General features: G+C 62.0%; 11 protein-coding genes and 1 riboswitch. Of the genes, 10 read left to right on the forward strand and 1 reads right to left on the reverse strand.

Annotation, left to right across the window (positions count from 1 at the left end):
- Positions 1–21 precede the first annotated feature (21 nt).
- The 10 genes from AACI_RS07850 (at position 22) to AACI_RS07895 (ending at position 15,616) form a co-directional block, all read left to right on the forward strand.
- Entirely contained in the window at positions 22–1,206 is a 1,185-nt protein-coding gene (locus AACI_RS07850) for an acetyl-CoA C-acyltransferase (protein WP_012810913.1), read from the forward strand.
- A gap of 29 nt (positions 1,207–1,235) precedes the next feature.
- Positions 1,236–3,017: an acyl-CoA dehydrogenase family protein gene (locus AACI_RS07855; RefSeq protein WP_012810914.1), complete on the forward strand. Its 1,782-nt coding sequence runs from the start codon at positions 1,236–1,238 to the stop codon at positions 3,015–3,017.
- A 30-nt stretch (positions 3,018–3,047) separates the two neighbouring features.
- Complete coding sequence (locus AACI_RS07860) at positions 3,048–4,712, forward strand: long-chain-fatty-acid--CoA ligase (protein ID WP_041707435.1); 1,665 nt, start codon at positions 3,048–3,050, stop codon at positions 4,710–4,712.
- A 25-nt stretch (positions 4,713–4,737) separates the two neighbouring features.
- Positions 4,738–5,151 (forward strand): PaaI family thioesterase, encoded by a 414-nt coding sequence (locus tag AACI_RS07865; protein ID WP_245530781.1) that lies wholly within the window; start codon positions 4,738–4,740, stop codon positions 5,149–5,151.
- A gap of 146 nt (positions 5,152–5,297) precedes the next feature.
- A riboswitch (cobalamin riboswitch) is annotated at positions 5,298–5,504 on the forward strand.
- Between the two features lie 190 nt (positions 5,505–5,694).
- Positions 5,695–8,013, forward strand: a complete 2,319-nt coding sequence (locus AACI_RS07870) for a ribonucleoside-diphosphate reductase subunit alpha (RefSeq protein WP_012810917.1) — start codon at positions 5,695–5,697, stop codon at positions 8,011–8,013.
- 59 nt (positions 8,014–8,072) lie between these two features.
- The gene (locus AACI_RS07875) at positions 8,073–9,110 is read left to right on the forward strand and encodes a ribonucleotide-diphosphate reductase subunit beta (RefSeq protein ID WP_041708103.1); all 1,038 of its coding nucleotides are present in this window, start codon (positions 8,073–8,075) and stop codon (positions 9,108–9,110) included.
- A 223-nt stretch (positions 9,111–9,333) separates the two neighbouring features.
- Positions 9,334–11,244: an APC family permease gene (locus tag AACI_RS07880; protein WP_012810919.1), complete on the forward strand. Its 1,911-nt coding sequence runs from the start codon at positions 9,334–9,336 to the stop codon at positions 11,242–11,244.
- 70 nt (positions 11,245–11,314) lie between these two features.
- Entirely contained in the window at positions 11,315–13,462 is a 2,148-nt protein-coding gene (locus tag AACI_RS07885) for an FUSC family protein (protein ID WP_041707436.1), read from the forward strand.
- A gap of 127 nt (positions 13,463–13,589) precedes the next feature.
- Positions 13,590–14,606, forward strand: a complete 1,017-nt coding sequence (locus tag AACI_RS07890) for a phosphodiester glycosidase family protein (protein ID WP_012810921.1) — start codon at positions 13,590–13,592, stop codon at positions 14,604–14,606.
- A gap of 20 nt (positions 14,607–14,626) precedes the next feature.
- On the forward strand, positions 14,627–15,616 hold the full coding sequence (locus AACI_RS07895) for a hypothetical protein (RefSeq protein WP_012810922.1): 990 nt from the start codon (positions 14,627–14,629) through the stop codon (positions 15,614–15,616).
- Between the two features lie 113 nt (positions 15,617–15,729).
- Here AACI_RS07895 and AACI_RS07900 read toward each other — a convergent pair whose 3' ends face one another.
- Positions 15,730–16,620, reverse strand: a complete 891-nt coding sequence (locus tag AACI_RS07900) for a DMT family transporter (RefSeq protein ID WP_012810923.1) — start codon at positions 16,618–16,620, stop codon at positions 15,730–15,732.
- Between the last annotated feature and the right edge of the window lie 3 nt (positions 16,621–16,623).

Here is a 16,623-nt window from a genome sequence, read left to right on the forward strand (position 1 = left end):
ACGACGATAGGGAGTGAAACCATGCGGGAAGCTGTGATTGTTTCGGTTGCACGCACGCCGGTCGGAAAGGCCAAGCGCGGTGTGTTTCGCCATACGCGGGTGGAGGACCTCGGGCGCGCCGCGGTGCGTGCCGCGGTGGAGCGCGCGAAGGGGCTCGATCCCGCCGAGATCGAGGACGTCGTCATCGGCTGCGCCATGCCGGAAGGCGAACAGGGCCTGAACGTGGCGCGCATCATCTCCATGTACAGCGGGTTGCCGGAGACCGTGCCCGCGATGACCATCAACCGCTTTTGTTCGTCCGGCCTTCAGGCCATTGCCATCGCGGCCGAGCGCGTGATGCTCGGGCACGCGGAGGTCGCGCTCGCGGGCGGCGTGGAGACCATGAGCCACGTCCCGATGAGCGGCTTCAAGCCGTCGCCGCACCCGGACATTTTGCTCGAGATGCCGGACATCTACATCTCCATGGGGCACACCGCGGAGAACGTCGCAAAGCGATTTGGGGTGAGCCGCGAAGATCAGGATCGGTTCGCGTACGAGAGCCATCAGAAGGCGTACGCGGCGCAGCAGGCGGGCAAGTTTGACGACGAGATCGTCCCCGTGGAGACGAAGGTGTGGGACATCGACGAGGAGGGACGCCCGCACGAGAAGACCATCCGGGTCACGCAGGATGAGGGCGTCCGGAAAGATACGACGCCCGAGGCCTTGGCGTCGCTCCGGCCGGCGTTCTCCGTCGGCGGAACCGTCACGGCGGGAAACGCCTCGCAGATGAGCGACGGCGCTGCGGCCGCGGTCGTCATGACGGCTGAAAAGGCGCAGCAACTGGGGCTCAAGCCGCTCGCCACATTCAAGAGCTTCGCGGTCACGGGATGCGATCCGGCCATCATGGGCATCGGTCCGGTGGGCGCCATCCCGAAGGCGCTGAAGCTGGCGGGTCTTTCGCTCGCGGACATCGATCTCTTCGAGATCAACGAGGCCTTCGCGTCGCAGTGCCTGCAGGTGATCCGGTCGCTCGACATCGATCCAGCCAAGGTCAACGTCAACGGCGGCGCCATCGCGCTGGGGCATCCGCTCGGCTGCACGGGTGCGAAGCTGACCGCCACCCTGATCCACGAGCTGCGCCGGCGCGGCGGCGGTTACGGCGTCGTGTCGATGTGCATCGGCGGCGGCATGGGCGCTGCCGGCGTATTCGAAGTTCACAAACCCTGAAACGACAGCGGATAAGGAGTGAGGATGACATGGAAAACAAGACCATTGTCAAGGGCGGCGCGTTCATCATGGAGGAGCTGGAGCCGTCCGCAGTGGTAACGCCGGAAGGCTTCACCGAGGAACAGAAGATGATCGCGGAGACGACGAAGAACTTCGTCGAGTCGGAAGTCGTTCCGCATCACGAGGAGATTGAATCGCTCAACTACGAGCTGACGGTGAAACTGTTGCGCAAGGCGGCCGATCTCGGCCTTTTGTCCGCCGAAGTGCCGGAAGCGTATGGCGGACTCGGCCTTGACAAGGTGAGCGCGACCCTCATCAACGAGCACGTGTCCCGCGGCGGATCGTTCGGCCTTTCCTTCGGCGCTCACACCGGCATTGGCACGCTGCCGATTGTCTACTTCGGCAACGAGGAGCAGAAGAAGAAGTACCTGCCGAAGCTCGCGAGCGGTGAGTGGATCGGCGCGTACTGCCTGACGGAGCCTAACTCTGGATCCGATGCACTCAGTGCAAGAACGACAGCCAAGTTGTCGGAAGATGGAAAGTACTATATCCTGAATGGCACGAAGCAATATATCACCAACGCGGGTTTCGCGGACGTGTTTGTGGTGTACGCGAAGGTCGACGGCCAGCACTTCAGCGCGTTCATCGTCGAACGGACCATGCCCGGCGTGAGTTTCGGACCGGAAGAGCAGAAGATGGGCATCAAGGGCTCTTCGACGCGCCAGGTCATCCTCGAGGACGTGAAGGTGCCCGTGGAGAACCTGCTGTTTGAGGTGGGGAAGGGGCATCAAATCGCGTTCAACATTCTGAACATTGGCCGCTTCAAGCTGGGCGCGGGTGCCCTCGGCGGGTCGAAGGTTGCGCTCGAGACGTCGGCGAAGTACGCGAACGAGCGGAAGCAATTCGGGAAGAAGCTGTCCGAATTCCCGCTGATTCAGCGCAAGCTGGCGAGGATGAACACCCAGATCTACGCGCTGGAGAGCGTCGTGTACCGCACCGCCGGACTGCTCGACGCCATCCTCGAGACCGTGGACGTGACCAAACCCGATTCGGGCGTCCAGTCGGCGAAGGCCATTGCGGAGTACGCCATCGAGTGCTCCATCAACAAGGTCTTTGGCTCTGAAGTCCTGGACTTCGTCGTGGACGAGGCCGTACAGATCCATGGTGGAGCCGGCTTCATCAAAGAATACGGCGTGGAACAGATGTATCGAGATGCACGTATCAACCGGATCTTCGAGGGCACGAACGAGATTAACCGGATGCTCATCCCCGGCACGATGCTGCGGCGCGCGATGAAGGGCGAATTGCCGCTGTTCCAGAAGGCGCAGGCGCTGCAGGCGGAGCTCATGCAGATGGTCCCTGGCCTGACACCGCCCGGGGGCGTGCTGGCCGAAGAGAAGCAGCTCATCGAGAACATGAAGAAGGTCTTCCTCATGGTCGGTGGCCTGGCTGCGCAGGCGCTGCAGGCGCGCGTGAACGACGAACAAGAGATCTTGGCGAACCTGGCGGACATCGCGATTCAGGCCTTCGCGGCGGAGAGCGCGTACCTGCGGGCGATGCAGCAGGTGGAGTCGTCGGGCGAGGCGCAGGCCGCGCTGAAAATCGCGATGACGCGCGCGTTTGTGCAGGACGCCGTGGCGAAGGTGGAGCAGGCGGCGAAGGAGAGCTTGGCGCACGTAAGCCAGGGAGATGCGCTGAAGATGCAACTGTCCATCCTGAAGCGGCTGACGCGCCGTTCGGAGCTCGACGTCATTGCGCTGGATCGCGAGATTGCAAAGCGCGTGGTGGAGGCCGAAGGGTACGTCTGCTGAACGAAAGCCGCGAAGGGAAGGTGACCCTGGATGGAGAGGCCGTGGTTGAAGCACTACCCGCCGGAGGTGCCAAGCACCTACGAGTATCCGCGCGAGAACCTGGCATCGTTTTTGTTGCACTCGGCGGAGGCTTACCCCGATCGGCCTGCCCTGTGGTTCTTCGGATACAAAATGACCTACCGCGAGCTGTTGGATGCCTGCTGCCGCTTTGCCAACGCGATGCGAGCGATTCCCCTGAACAAGGGGGATCGCCTCGCCATCATGTTGCCCAACTGCCCGCAGGCCGTGATCGCGTATTATGGGGCGCTGTTGGCCGGGTTGACGGTGGTCCAGCACAACCCGATGTACACGCCGCGCGAGCTGAAGCATCAACTGGAGGACTGCGGCGCCAGGGTACTGGTGACGCTCGACGAGCTGTGGCCTCGGGTCGAAGCGGTGGAAGGCGAGTTGCCGGTGGAGCACTATGTGGTGACGTCGATCCGAGATTATCTCCCGCCGGTGAAATCGCTTTTGTATCCACTGCAGCAGAGCCGGCAGGGCGGGGTACCGAAGGTGCCATACGGCACGCGTGTGCTGGCGTGGAAGCATTGCCTCGCGAACGCGTCGGCTGAATTGCCGAAGGTCGAGGTCGATCCGATGGAGGACATTGCGCTCATCCAGTACACCGGGGGGACAACCGGGGTACCGAAAGGCGCGATGCTGACGCATTACAATCTCGTGGCGAACGCGATCCAGAGCGCGCTGTGGACGTACAAGCTGCAACGAGGCAAGGAGCGGTATCTCGCCGTACTGCCGTTCTTCCACGTGTTTGGCATGACCGTTCTCATGAATCAGTCCATGTACACGGGCGGCATGTTGATTCTGGTGCCTCGCTTTCAGGCGGAACAGGTGCTGAAGCTCATCCACGAGTTCAAGCCGACCGTTTTTCCGGGCACGCCCACCATGTACATCGCGCTGATGAATCACCCGGATCGACCTCGCTACGACCTTTCGTCCATCGAAGTTTGCGTGAGCGGCGCGGCTCCGCTTCCGCACGAGGTGCAGGCGCAGTGGGAAAAGCTCACGGGCGGCAAGCTCGTCGAAGGCTACGGCTTGACCGAAGCGTCGCCCATCACGCACGCGAACAACTTCTGGGCCGAGCGCAAGCCGGGTTCCATCGGCATTCCCTTCCCGGACACCGATGCGCAGGTGGTCGATCCCGACGGAAACCCGCTGCCTGTAGGCGAGATCGGCGAACTCGCGGTGCGCGGCCCGCAGGTCATGAAGGGATACTGGAATCGTCCAGATGAAACCGCTTCGGTGCTGCGGAATGGGTGGCTATTCACCGGAGATCTTGCGAAGATGGACGAGGACGGCTATTTCTATATTGTCGATCGCAAGAAGGACATCATCATCGCGGGCGGATACAACATCTACCCGCGCGAAGTGGAAGAGGTCTTGTACGAACATCCCGCCGTCGCGGAGGCGGCTGTGGTCGGCGTGGAAGATCCGTATCGCGGCCAGACGGTGAAGGCGTTTATCCAGCTGAAACCGGGCATGCAGGTCACGGAACAGGAGCTGGACGAGTGGTGCCGGGCCAACTTGGCCGCGTACAAAGTTCCACGGGCATACGAGTTCCGAGACAGTCTGCCGAAGTCGGCTGTGGGAAAAATCCTTCGCCGTGCGCTCACGGAGGAGGCCACCCGACAGGCGTGACGGCAAGGAGGGTCGCGGCGTGCCCATGTATCCAGGGGGAAATGCAGAAACGGCGACGGACGCGAGCGTCCGCACGTTCGCCGATTTCATTGGGGCGAAACTGGTGAGAGCGGATGAAGACGAAGTGGTGGCCGAGCTCGCCATCGAGCCGCATCACTGGAATCTGGCGCGCATCGTGCACGGAGGCGTGTACATGTCGCTGCTCGATTCGGCGATGGGGCTCCTCGTCAGCCTCCACTATCCGAATCGCCCCGTGGTGACGACGAACCTCAACATTCACTTCACAGAGCCTGCGAGCGAAGGCACGCTCGTCTGCAAGGCGAAGTTCATTCATCGCGCCCGAAGCACCATGACCGTGGAGGGGCGCGTGTATCTTGGAGAGGAGAGGCTGTGCGCCCACGCCACAGGCTCGTTCCGAGTCCTGAAGTTGCCCTCGTGAAGCGGATGCGAAGAAGGCCGTCCGCGGCTGCAAGTTGGCCGCGGACGGCCTTTTCACACTTTTGCGCCTATATCTGATGTGTTTTTTGAGAGAAGGGCTTGCCAAACACTATATCTAGTGTTACGCTTATGCCTGTCCAAAGCATGTGATGTGTCAAGGGAATGGGTGCCCGCCGCGCGGCGGGTGAAAAGGGAATCCAGTGTGAATCTGGAGCGGTCCTCGCCACGGTGACGCGGATCGCGGCGGCAGGGGAGTTCTCCAGCCACTCGGATGTCGAATGACGTCGACACCGGGGAAGGCGCCGTCCGCGGATGAAGCGAAGCCCGGAGACCTGCCCATTCTCGAAGGATCCGACGCTCACGAGGGATTGAGAAGTCGGCGGACCGAGGACAGTCACGCACTTCGGCTGACCCGTCTTCCGCCGTCTGCTCATCCGGGTGAGCGCCCTGGATGAGCTTTTTTGTGGGCGAAACCCAAGGTTTCAGGACGAGGTGCGGGGAGTGAATGCAGATGGTACACCCAAGCGACACATCCACAGGACTGATGGAACGGACGGGTCAAGGTGAGCTGCGTTCAGGGCGAGCGAGCCATGCGCTGGAGGAGTGGCGCGATCGCGTCAAGACCTTCACGGTGGAAAAGCGGGACGGACGGATTGAGCCGCTGTCCTTAGACAAAATCTTCGCATTTTTGAAGCGCGGCTGCGAAGCGGCCGAGGGGTGCGATCCGGAGCGCCTGGCGGCGGACGTGTGGCCACAGCTCCGGGACGGGATGCGGACGTCGGAAATTGCGCGCGTCGCGATTCAAGCGGCGGTGGAAAAGACAAGCGTCGCCGAACCCGGCTGGCAGTTTGTCGCGGCTCGATTGTTGCTTTTCGACGCATACAAGCAGGCGTCGCGCAACCGAGGTTATCGTCACCTGGGTTACGGGGACTTTTATCAGCTGATCGTCGAGCTGGAGCGAATCGGGCGGTACGGCACGTACATACGGCAGCACTACAGCGAGGACGAGATCGCCGAGTTGGCCGCCTACATCAAGCCGGAGCGAGATTACCTGTTTAACTACGTGGGTCTGAAGCAACTGCTGGATCGCTACGCGATTCGCAACCTGGACAACGGAATCATGGAGCTGCCGCAGGAGCTGTTCATGGGCGTGTCCATGCACCTCGCCATGAAGGAGAAGGACAAGGTCGCCTGGGCGAAGCGGTTCTACGACATGTTGTCCACGCTTCAGGCCACAGTGGCCACGCCCACGCTCAGCAACGCGCGAAAACCGTTCCATCAACTGAGCTCTTGCTTCATCGACATGCCCGAGGACGATCTCGTCAGCATCTACGCCACGGACGAGGCCTTTGCGCGCGTCTCGAAGTTCGGCGGCGGCATGGGAATCTACGTGGGCAAGATTCGGGCCCGCGGATCGGCCATCCGGAATCATCCGGGGGCGTCGGGCGGCGTGGTGCCTTGGATCCGCAACTTCAACAACACGGCCGTGAGCTGCAACCAGCTCGGCATGCGCGCTGGCGCGGCCGCCGTCTACCTCGACGTCTGGCACAAGGACATCCTGGACTTCCTGCAGCTGCGCACGAACAACGGCGACGAGCGGATGAAGGCGCACGACATCTTCCCGGGCGTGTGCATCCCGGATCTCTTCATGCGGCGCGTGGAGGAGCGCGGCATGTGGTACCTGTTCTGCCCGTACGAGGTCCGCAAGGTCATGGGCTTCTCCCTGGAAGACAGCTGGGGCGAGGAATTTGAGCGGCGGTATGAGGCGTGCGTGGAGAATCCAAATCTGCCGCGCGTGGAGATCCCGGCCATCGAAATCATGAAGCGGATCATGCAGTCCGCGTTCGAGACGGGAACGCCGTTCATCTTCTTCCGCGACACGGCCAATCGCCTCAATCCGAACAAGCACGCGGGCATGGTCTACTGTAGCAATTTGTGCACGGAGATCATTCAAAACATGAGCCCGTCGCGCCGGATCGAAGAGACGGAAGAGGGCGGGATCATCACGATGAAGACGGAAGCTGGCGATTTCGTCGTCTGCAACCTGTCCTCGCTGAACCTGGGGCGGTGCCGGGATCTCGACAGCATCCGCGAGATCGTGCGCCGGCAGATTCGCGCCATGGACAACGTGATCGATCTGAACCATTACCCCGTGCCGCAGGCGGCCGTCACGAACCGCAAGTACCGGGCGGTGGGCCTCGGGGTGAGCGGTTATCACCAATATCTCGCGGAGAAGGGCATCCCGTGGGAATCGGAGGCCCACGTGAAGCACGCCGACGAGCTGTTCGAGTGGATCAACTTCTTCGCCATCGAGGCGTCCATGGAGCTGGCGCGCGAAAAAGGACCGTACCCGCTGTTCGAGGGCTCCGATTGGCAAACCGGGCGGTACTTCGACCTGCGCGGGTACCGGACGCGCCCGGGCGGACCGGACTGGGATGGCCTGCGCCGCGAGGTCGCCGAGCACGGCGTGCGCAACGCGTATCTTGTGGCCATCGCGCCGACCAGCAGCACGAGCCTGATTGCGGGCAGCACGGCGGGCATCGACCCGGTGTACGCGCGGTTTTTCCTCGAGGAGAAGAAAAACGGCGTCGTACCGCAGACCGCGCCCAATCTGAACGACAAGACGTTCTGGTACTACAAGGAAGCTCACACCATCGATCAGCGCTGGAGCATTGAAGCGTGCGCGGCGCGGCAGCGGCACGTGGACCAGAGCCAATCGTTCAATCTGTACATCACGCCGGGCATCAGCGCGCGGCAATTCCTCGACCTATACCTGTTGGCCTGGAAGCGGGGACTGAAGACTGTGTATTACGTCCGCAGCAAGTCGGTCGAAGTCGAGGATTGCGTCGCATGTTCGTCTTGATGTCGACGGCAGGCGTGCCCTGCGCACACGCGGATGAGGAGCGACAGGAGGATGCGGCCATGCAATTGAAACGGACGAGGCTGTTTAACGCAGAGGGCGATCGCGACTGGGGCAAGCGGCGAATCATCGGCGGGAACACCACCAACATGATCGAGCTCAACAACATCAAGTATGAGTGGGCCTATAAGCTCTATCGGGCCATGATGAATAATTTCTGGATTCCGGAAGAAATCCCGCTTGCTGATGACGCTCGCCAATACGATTTGTTGAGCGACGACGAACGAAGAAGTTACAACAAGGTCCTGTCCTTTCTCATCTTCATGGACAGCCTGTTGACGCACAATCTGCCCAATATCAACGAGTACATCACCGCGCCCGAGGTCAACCTGTGCCTCACCGTGCACGCCTTCCAGGAGGCGGTGCATTCGCAGTCGTACGGCTACGTGCTCGATTCCGTGGTGAATCCGGCCACGCGCGATCAGATCTACAACGAATGGCGAAATGACGATCACCTGCTCCGGCGAAATCAGTTCATCACTGACCTGTTTGAAGAGTTCATCGAGAACCCGACGGACCGAAATCTGATGAAGACCATCGTCGCGAACTACATCTTGGAGGGCGTATACTTCTACGCGGGGTTTGGCTTCTTCTTCGTGCTCGGGCGTCAGGGCAAGATGCTCGGCACGGTCTCTGAGATTAAGTTCATTCAGCGAGACGAGCTGACGCATCTCGCGATTTTCCGCAACCTGTATCACGAGATCATCCGCGAAAATCCGGGAATTGTCACACCCGACATGGAAGAAGAGTTCGTGGAGATGATGCGCACGGCGGTGCAGCACGAAATCGCGTGGGGACAGTACGTGACGCAGGGGAAGATCGTGGGGCTGACGGACGCGCTCATCGACGCGTACATCAAATATCTTGCGAATCTCCGGCTTCAGTCGCTGAACCTGCCCATCCTGTATCCGGAGATCAAAGAACATCCGATGCCTTGGATGGACAGCTTTGCAGCCATCAACTCACACAAGACCGATTTCTTCGAACAGCGCGTGACGAACTACACGAAAGCTGGCAATCTCAACTGGGACGATCTGTGATGCTCCTTCGCAGGGCCGCCTGATGGCGGCTCTTTTTCATCCGCCGCATGTCTGTGAAGTTTCCGGGAAACCTTTGGTTGAGAAGCTCTTGGCTCGTCCTCCAGCACATCGCCGCAATTGCTTTTTTACGGCACCAGATTACAATAAATCACGTCTGACGACATCCTCGTGGCCCTAATGTTTGCGATGAAATCCGTCGAGAAATGAGGAGCGCTTCCGTATCATGCGTGGACATGACTGGTCCTGGTTGCATCCTGTCATCATCTGTGTGATTATCGCTGCGGTCGCCTATGCCATGTTTAACTTCGGCAGCGTGAAGCGGCTCGTGGTCGGCAAGCCGATGCGGACGCGCGATCTCCGCGAATCTCGCAACCTGCTCGTTTGGTGGATGGCGCTGCCGGTGCTCTCTGCGGACCTGTACTCGTCGGTCGCGTACGGGCCGGAGGCAGGCATGACGGAACTCACTGGCCTGGGGGAGAACGCGAAGTGGCTGATTCTCCCGATCACGGCCATGACCGTTCTCTTGCTGATCATTCTGATCACGTCCTACATCATGGGCGTGATCGCGTACCCGAACGGCGGCGGGGCGTACGCCATCAGCAAGGACAATTTTCAGCGCGCGTGGGTTCCGCTGCTTGCGGCGAGCGCTTTGATGGTCGACTACGTGCTGACCGTCGCGGTGTCCGTCGCCTCGGGCATTCAGAACCTGGCGTCGTCGTATCCCGTTTTGCAAGGGCACGAGACGTCGCTCTCGCTCTTGTGCGTGCTCATCATCCTGCTCGTCAACCTGCGCGGCATTTCGGAGTCGTCCAAGGTGTTCGCGTATCCGACGTACGTGTTCATGGCGTGCATGTTGCTCATGATCGGCGTCGGCTTCTGGGATGAGCTCCGCCACGGTTTCGTGCAGCCGCATACGCCGCCTTTCGGCGTGGTGCCGCAGGGACTGACCTTGATGCTGCTCCTCAAGGCGTTCAGTTCGGCGTGCTCGGCCCTGACCGGCGTCGAGACGATTTCGAACGCCGTGCCCATCTTCCGCGAGGGCAAGAACGGCGCCATCAAGGCCTATATCGCCCTCGGCCTCGTGACGGGCGTCACGCTGCTCGGTTTCGCGTATCACCTGTACGTGAAGGGGATCAGCGTCAACCCCAATAACACGATGTTGTCTCAGTTGGCCGAAGGCTATTTTGGCCACGGCTTCATGTACCAGTTCATCATGTGGAGCACGCTCGTCGTGCTCATCCTGGCCGCCAACTCGACCTTCACCGGGTTTCCGCAGGTGGCCGCCCTGCTCGCGACGGACGGGTATTTGCCCAGAGCGCTTCGGCTGCGCGGGGACAGGCTCGGCTACTCGAACGGCATGATCGTGCTTGCGGCCCTGGCGTCGCTGTTGATCGAGATCTTCCACGCGCAGACGAACAACCTGATACCGCTGTATGCCATCGGCGTGTTCGTGGCGTTCACGGTGGCCCAACTCGGCCTCATCAAGCGGTGGGCGCGGGTGAAGGGGCGGTTGTGGCGCCTGAAGGCGGGCATCAACGCGTTTGGCGCGTTCATCACGGCGCTCGTGTCGGTCATCTTCGCGGTCACCAAGTTCACGAGCGGCGCTTGGATCGTCCTGGTCGTCATTCCGCTCATGATTTATCTGGCCATGAAGGTGCACAGGCATTATCAGGACGTCGCGGACGAGCTCCGCATCGACCTAAAAGTGGACCGCCCTCAGCAACACCGCATCGTCTCGGTGGTTCTGGTCTCGGGCATTCACCGCGTGGTGCTCGATACGATTTCGTTTGCCATGAGTTCGACGCCGAACGTGTTGGCGCTCTACATCGGTTTCGACGACGAGTCGATCGAAAAGATGGAGGAGAAGTGGGAAGCATGGGGCAATCCATGCCGGCTGGTGACGGTGAAGAGCGAGTACCGATCCCTGCTGCAGCCGTTGTCCAAGTTCATTCGGCGGCTCGAGACGTACGAAGGCGGCAAACCCGATCATATTCAGCTGTTCATCGCACAATTCGTGCCGAAAAAGTGGTGGCACAATCTACTGCACAACCAGACGTCTCTGCTGATTCGCGCCTGGATGTTGCGGCACAAGGATGTCGTCGTGACGACTGTGCCCTATCACCTGAAGAAGTGAGATCATGGGCCGCGCCCCTGGCAAGGTGGCTGCGGCCCACTTTGCCAAGCGAGGGAAGAGGGGGTCGCATTTGATTCGCAGGCGGACGTGGCGATCGCTGCACAGCGTGATCGAGCGAGACCGCACGTCTCTGCGCGTGCTCCCAGGCCTGCGCAACGGCGTCGGGATCCTCATTCCGCTCGCGTGGGGTCTGAATTCGGGCCATTTGCTGTCGGGTATCGGCGTCGCCGTCGGCGCGCTGGTCGCCGGATTCGCGGGCAATGCGGGAACCGCGCGTCGCCGCCTGCGCACGATGCTGTTTGCCACCGCGTGGATGAGCGTCACCACGTTCATCGGCGCCTTGGCGGGCCACCGCGCGTGGCTCATCGTGTTCGTGGCCGCGCTGAGCGGCTGGCTGTCAGGCATGATGCTCGGCGTGAGCCAACCGAGCGGACAGGTGGGGCTCCTCGCCACGAACGCCCTGATTCTCATCTCCACAAGCCCGCAGTCGGTATCCGGCGCGCTGTACCGCACGTGCCTCGTCGCATGCGGTGGTTTGCTTCAAACGGCCCTCATGTTGGCGGTCGATCTCGTCAGCCCTCAAAGCGCCGAGGCCCAGTCTGTCTCGAAAGTGTATCGGAAGCTCGGCGCGTACGCCGCGTCCCCCTCGCGCCAGGCGGATCTCGAGTTGGCCGCGTCGCTCGTCGAAGCGAGCGATCTGCTTCGAGACTCGTACATGCCGAAGCGACACCGTTTCCGCCTCTACCGACTGCTCGATGGCGCGGAACAAATTCGCATGTACGTGGTGGCGCTCGCCGAAATCGCCCGCGGCAGGGCCTACGCCCAGGAACTCGGGGACGCGGTCTTCGCCGGAGACATCCTTCGCCAGTGCGCGCCCATTTTCTCCGCGCTGGGCGACCACGTGTGGCTCATCGCGCAGGGAGACAAGCGGGCTCAACCTCTCATGTACATCCTCGAGCGCGCTTCGGCGGAACTCTCCGCCATCGCTCAGTCGGCGCAGGGCGTCGAGCGCAAGGAGGAGACGGCGGCGCACGTCGAGGCCGTGGCGCGTTCCCTGATGGCCCTCAGGGACGATCTCGTCCAACCGGGCGTGCACGCCTTGCCGCCGGAGGCGCTCGAGTCAACCGCTTCGAAGATCAAGCAGGCCTGGCAGGCACTTCAAAGCCACCTAACGTGGGACTCTGCCATCTTCCGCCACGCGTTGCGCGTCGCCATCGCCGTCGGCATCGGCGAAACGCTCGCGGTCGCATTGCCCTGGTCGCACGCGTACTGGGTGCCGCTCACGGCCAACATCATTCTTCGTCCGGACTTCACGAGCACGTTCACGCGCGGGATCGCCCGCGTGCTTGGGACGATGGGGGGCATTCTGCTCGCGACGCTGCTGCTCGTGGCCGTGCCGGATCGCACAGGGATGTTTGCGAGCGCGTGCATCGTGGTCTTCGGATCGCTCATGTACATGTGGGTGACGTACAATTACGCGCTCTTCAGCTGTGCGCTGACCGCGCTGATGGTCGTTTTGCTCTCCCTTTTCGAGCGACAGGCGCCGATTCCCACCATGGCGGATCGGATGCTGGCGACGCTGGTCGGCAGCGCGCTCGCCATCCTCATCTACTTGATGTGGCCGACCTGGCAGCATCAGCAGGTGAACCGCGCGCTCGCGCAGGCTGTGGAGCGAGAACGAGACTATTTTCGTGGCGTCTTGGGCGTGTTCGCAGAGGGCGGCAAAGGATCGCCGCGCAGACTCGCGCGCGAGCGCCAGGCGGTGCGCGTATCGAGGACGAACGCAGCGGCCGCCGTTCGCCAGGTGCTCGCGGAACCCGTCGCGCCACCGCTGCACGCGCACATCATGGTGGCCATCTTGGTGGGCATGCACCGTTTTTCGGACACCTTGCTGTCGCTCGAGGCCTACACGTGGGAAGGCAGGGCCGAACGACCGTTGACGAAGGAGGAACAGGAGATCGCGCTGTGGATCGATCGCGCCCTGTCCTCGCTGGCGGACGAGTTGAGAAGAGGGACGGGTGAGATTGTCATCGATCCGTCGGGTGAACTGTGGCACCAAGGGAGCGTCCGCCGTCATGTCGAGGCGATGGAGGTCAACTGGCGCACGTTGGACGTGATCGCGCGGACGGTGGTACGACTCTACCACGTGATCCAAACGTTGGCTCGTCTGACGCATGAGATCGATGCCAGTCCACCACAGAAGGCCCCGCCATCCTAGCGCCGCAGTCGCTCGGAACGCTTCGTTTCGGTACAATAGGCGCGAGAGAGTCGTGCGGATTGGCGTGAACGGGGTCGCGTTCTCCTTCGTCTTTACGCCGGAATCCAGGATGCAGGGAGGGACAGCGTTGGATCGGAGACCTCATCGGACCGCCCGCGTTCACGAATCGGAGGCCAAGGAGAAGCCCAAGCGGCGCCGTGGATGGTTGGGCGTGATTGTCGCCACAGCGCTGTACGCCTTCGTGTCGTCGTCGCTCTTGGTCTTTCATGGGCCCTTTCCTGCGCTTCGCACGTACGTGATCGACACACTGGACGAAACGCGGCACGGTTATTTGCTTCGCCCGCTGTCGCTCTACACGCTTCCCGAGTCGGTCATCGCGGATCACGCCTTGAGCGGCAGCCTTGTATCGGACACGCTGCCCATCTCGGACATCGTGAGCCGCGACTTCAACAACGCGGATAACTCCATTCATCTGTATACCTATCACGGCAGCACGTTCACGGCGTACATCCTCGTGGTGGACAACCCGAAGCGCGTGCGGGTCGCGGTGACGAAGTACATCGGCGAGCGGGGTGAGACGGTTCCGCAGCTTGTGCAGGACGCGGGCGCCGTGGCCGGCATCAACGGCGGAGCGTTCGCGGACAGCAATCAGCAGGGTACCGGCGCGCTGCCGCTCGGCATCACGATGGTCGACGGGCGCGTGATCACGGGGGCGGACAGCACTGCTAAGTATCCAGAAATCGGATTTACGAGCGGCGGCCAGATGATCGCTGGGGATTACTCTCTGGCCGATCTCGAGAAGCTGCACGTCACGCAGGCCCTCAGCTTCGGACCCGTGCTCGTGCTGAACGGGCAGCCTGTGCAGGTCCCGGATCAGGGACTCAACCCGCGCACCGCCATCGGACAGACGGCCGACGGGAAGGTGATCATGGTGGTGACGGACGGGCGAGGACAGTTTGGTCATCTTGGCGCTTCGATGGCCGACATCACGGCCATCATGCTCCAATACCACGCCGTGATCGCCGCGGATTTGGACGGCGGTTCGTCCACGACCATGGTGTACAACGGCCGGATGGTCAACACGCCGGTGGACCTCACGGGCGCGCGCAGCGTAGCGACCGCGTTCGTCGTCATGCCGAACTGAGGGATGGGGGAGGGAAGCCGATGAGCCAAGTGGAACTCAAACCCAGGGGCAGGCGAGTGGGGCGCCGTTTTCTCGCGCTCGCCGCGCTCTGCACTGCGTGTGAATCGCTGTTCTTCTATCATCTCAACCATCTGCTCGTCTCCCAGCAGACCACCTCGCAGCGCGAGATCGAGGCGGCTTTGCATCGCCGAGCACAGCTCGAACTCCTTCAGCTGAAGCGCGAGTACGCGGGCGTCACCGTTTCACCGAACGGCGAATATGCCACCTATGTCACGTCCGATTCGAGCGGTTGGGACACCGTCCACGTGGTGCAGCTCGATACGGGGACGCAGGTCAGCGAAGCGACCGATTTGTACCCGGTGCAGTACGTCGACTGGCTCGGCAACGCCGAGGTGTTTGTCGGGGAGGAGCGGTCGCCGGGCAACCTGGAACTGAACACGTTTTACGTGTCGAACGGGCTCCAGGCTGACGAGACAGCCGCAAGCGTGCCCGTGTTCTCCAATCTGTCTCCGGATGCGCGCATTGTGAAAGTGACGTACAGCACGGAGACGAACGACATCTTCGTGCTCATCGAAGCGGGCGGGTCGAGTGAGGTCTACCACGTGGGCACGATGGAGACCATTCAGCCTGTCACCGTACCGCCGGGTTATATCAAGAATATCGCGATGACCGAGACCGGAGACAACCTGTACCTCGAGATCAACCAAGGCGGCCAATGGAACGTGGTTCGCCTCTATCAGACCCCTCAGACGAGCAGCTATACGCCGGAGTTTCAAATGGACTGGCAGCTTGTGAAGTCCAATGCGGCGCTCCTCGGCGTCGTCGGCAACACGCTCTACTACGGCACGGTCAACGCGGGCGGCCTCGTGACGGCTGTGTACCGCCAGACCTCAGGCGGCGACCAATTGGTCCGACAGCTCGCGCAACCGGAGCTCGCGAGCGAGATCGCCATCTCGTCGTCGGGCTCCATCGCGCTCAATCCGCCGGCCATGACGAATGTGGAGGTGTGAAGGGGAAGGGCCAGGTGTCCGCTCAGACGCGCCCCGGCTTCGATTTATAACTTGACATAATATCGATTATCGGACGTAAAAGAGAAGCGAGAAAGAAATCACGGCTCGCGCCGTTACGCCGGCGCCACCGCCATACTCGCGACAATCAAAAGTCCTCCGAGGATCCCGGGCCACGTCATGGCCTCGCCAAGCACCATCCACCCAATGGCCGCGGCGAAGACGGGCTCAAGCGCGAACGTGATGGCCGTCTGCGCGGACGACAGGCGCTCCTGAGCCCAATTCTGCGCCCAAAGCGCAAACGCTGTGCCGAGAAGGCCGTTGACGAGCACGGCCGCCCACGTGACAGGCTGCGTCCAGGTGCGCACGTCCGCGAGCGGCGCCCATTGTCCGGCGAAAAGGGCGGCGGCCCACGTCAAGAGCGCCGTGACCCACACTTCCACCGCGGCGACGGCGAACGCGTCGAGCCCTTTCGCCCACCTATCCACGACGACAATCTGCAGGGCAATGCACATCGCGCATAGAATCGTCTCCGCGACGCCTGGGAATCGCCCGGCGAGCGGCGTGCCGGCGCACATCAAAAGAAGTCCGGTGCATGCCAGGGCCACGCCCCACCAGGTGCGGGCGCCTGGCCGCCGCTTCGTCATCGCGCTCGCCAGAATGGGAACCATGACGACGTTCAGCCCCGTCAGAAATCCGCTGAGCCCAGGCGTGATGGTTCGAAGGCCCTCCGTCTGGAGCAGAAAGCTCGCGCCGAGCGGGATGCCCGCCAGCACCCCGACGGCCCACGTGCGCGCATCGTTCCATGCCGAAGACCTGCGGCGGGACAAGATCGCAAGTCCCAGCGTGGCGATCGCGGCCGCAGCAAAGCGGAGGGTGAGAAATGCGTGCACCGGCAAGACGGCGAGCGCCTGTTTGGTCAGCGTGAACGTGGCGCCCCAAACGAGCGTGACGAAGACGAGCAGTCCGCGGGCCGCCCAAACGCCCGCGGCTCGGGAACGCTGCATGAT

It is taken from the genome of Alicyclobacillus acidocaldarius subsp. acidocaldarius DSM 446, from assembly GCF_000024285.1.
GTDB lineage: Bacteria > Bacillota > Bacilli > Alicyclobacillales > Alicyclobacillaceae > Alicyclobacillus > Alicyclobacillus acidocaldarius.

What these genes read in the sequence shown, in the direction of transcription:
- AACI_RS07875 (WP_041708103.1), top strand. Translation starts at nt 8,073, where the DNA reads ATGCAATTGAAACGGACGAGGCTGTTTAACGCAGAGGGCGATCGCGAC.
- AACI_RS07855 (WP_012810914.1), top strand. Translation starts at nt 1,236, where the DNA reads ATGGAAAACAAGACCATTGTCAAGGGCGGCGCGTTCATCATGGAGGAG.
- AACI_RS07850 (WP_012810913.1), top strand. Translation starts at nt 22, where the DNA reads ATGCGGGAAGCTGTGATTGTTTCGGTTGCACGCACGCCGGTCGGAAAG.
- AACI_RS07870 (WP_012810917.1), top strand. Translation starts at nt 5,695, where the DNA reads ATGGAACGGACGGGTCAAGGTGAGCTGCGTTCAGGGCGAGCGAGCCAT.
- AACI_RS07865 (WP_245530781.1), top strand. Translation starts at nt 4,738, where the DNA reads ATGTATCCAGGGGGAAATGCAGAAACGGCGACGGACGCGAGCGTCCGC.
- AACI_RS07895 (WP_012810922.1), top strand. Translation starts at nt 14,627, where the DNA reads ATGAGCCAAGTGGAACTCAAACCCAGGGGCAGGCGAGTGGGGCGCCGT.
- AACI_RS07880 (WP_012810919.1), top strand. Translation starts at nt 9,334, where the DNA reads ATGCGTGGACATGACTGGTCCTGGTTGCATCCTGTCATCATCTGTGTG.
- AACI_RS07900 (WP_012810923.1), bottom strand. Translation starts at nt 16,620, where the DNA reads ATGCAGCGTTCCCGAGCCGCGGGCGTTTGGGCGGCCCGCGGACTGCTC.
- AACI_RS07860 (WP_041707435.1), top strand. Translation starts at nt 3,048, where the DNA reads ATGGAGAGGCCGTGGTTGAAGCACTACCCGCCGGAGGTGCCAAGCACC.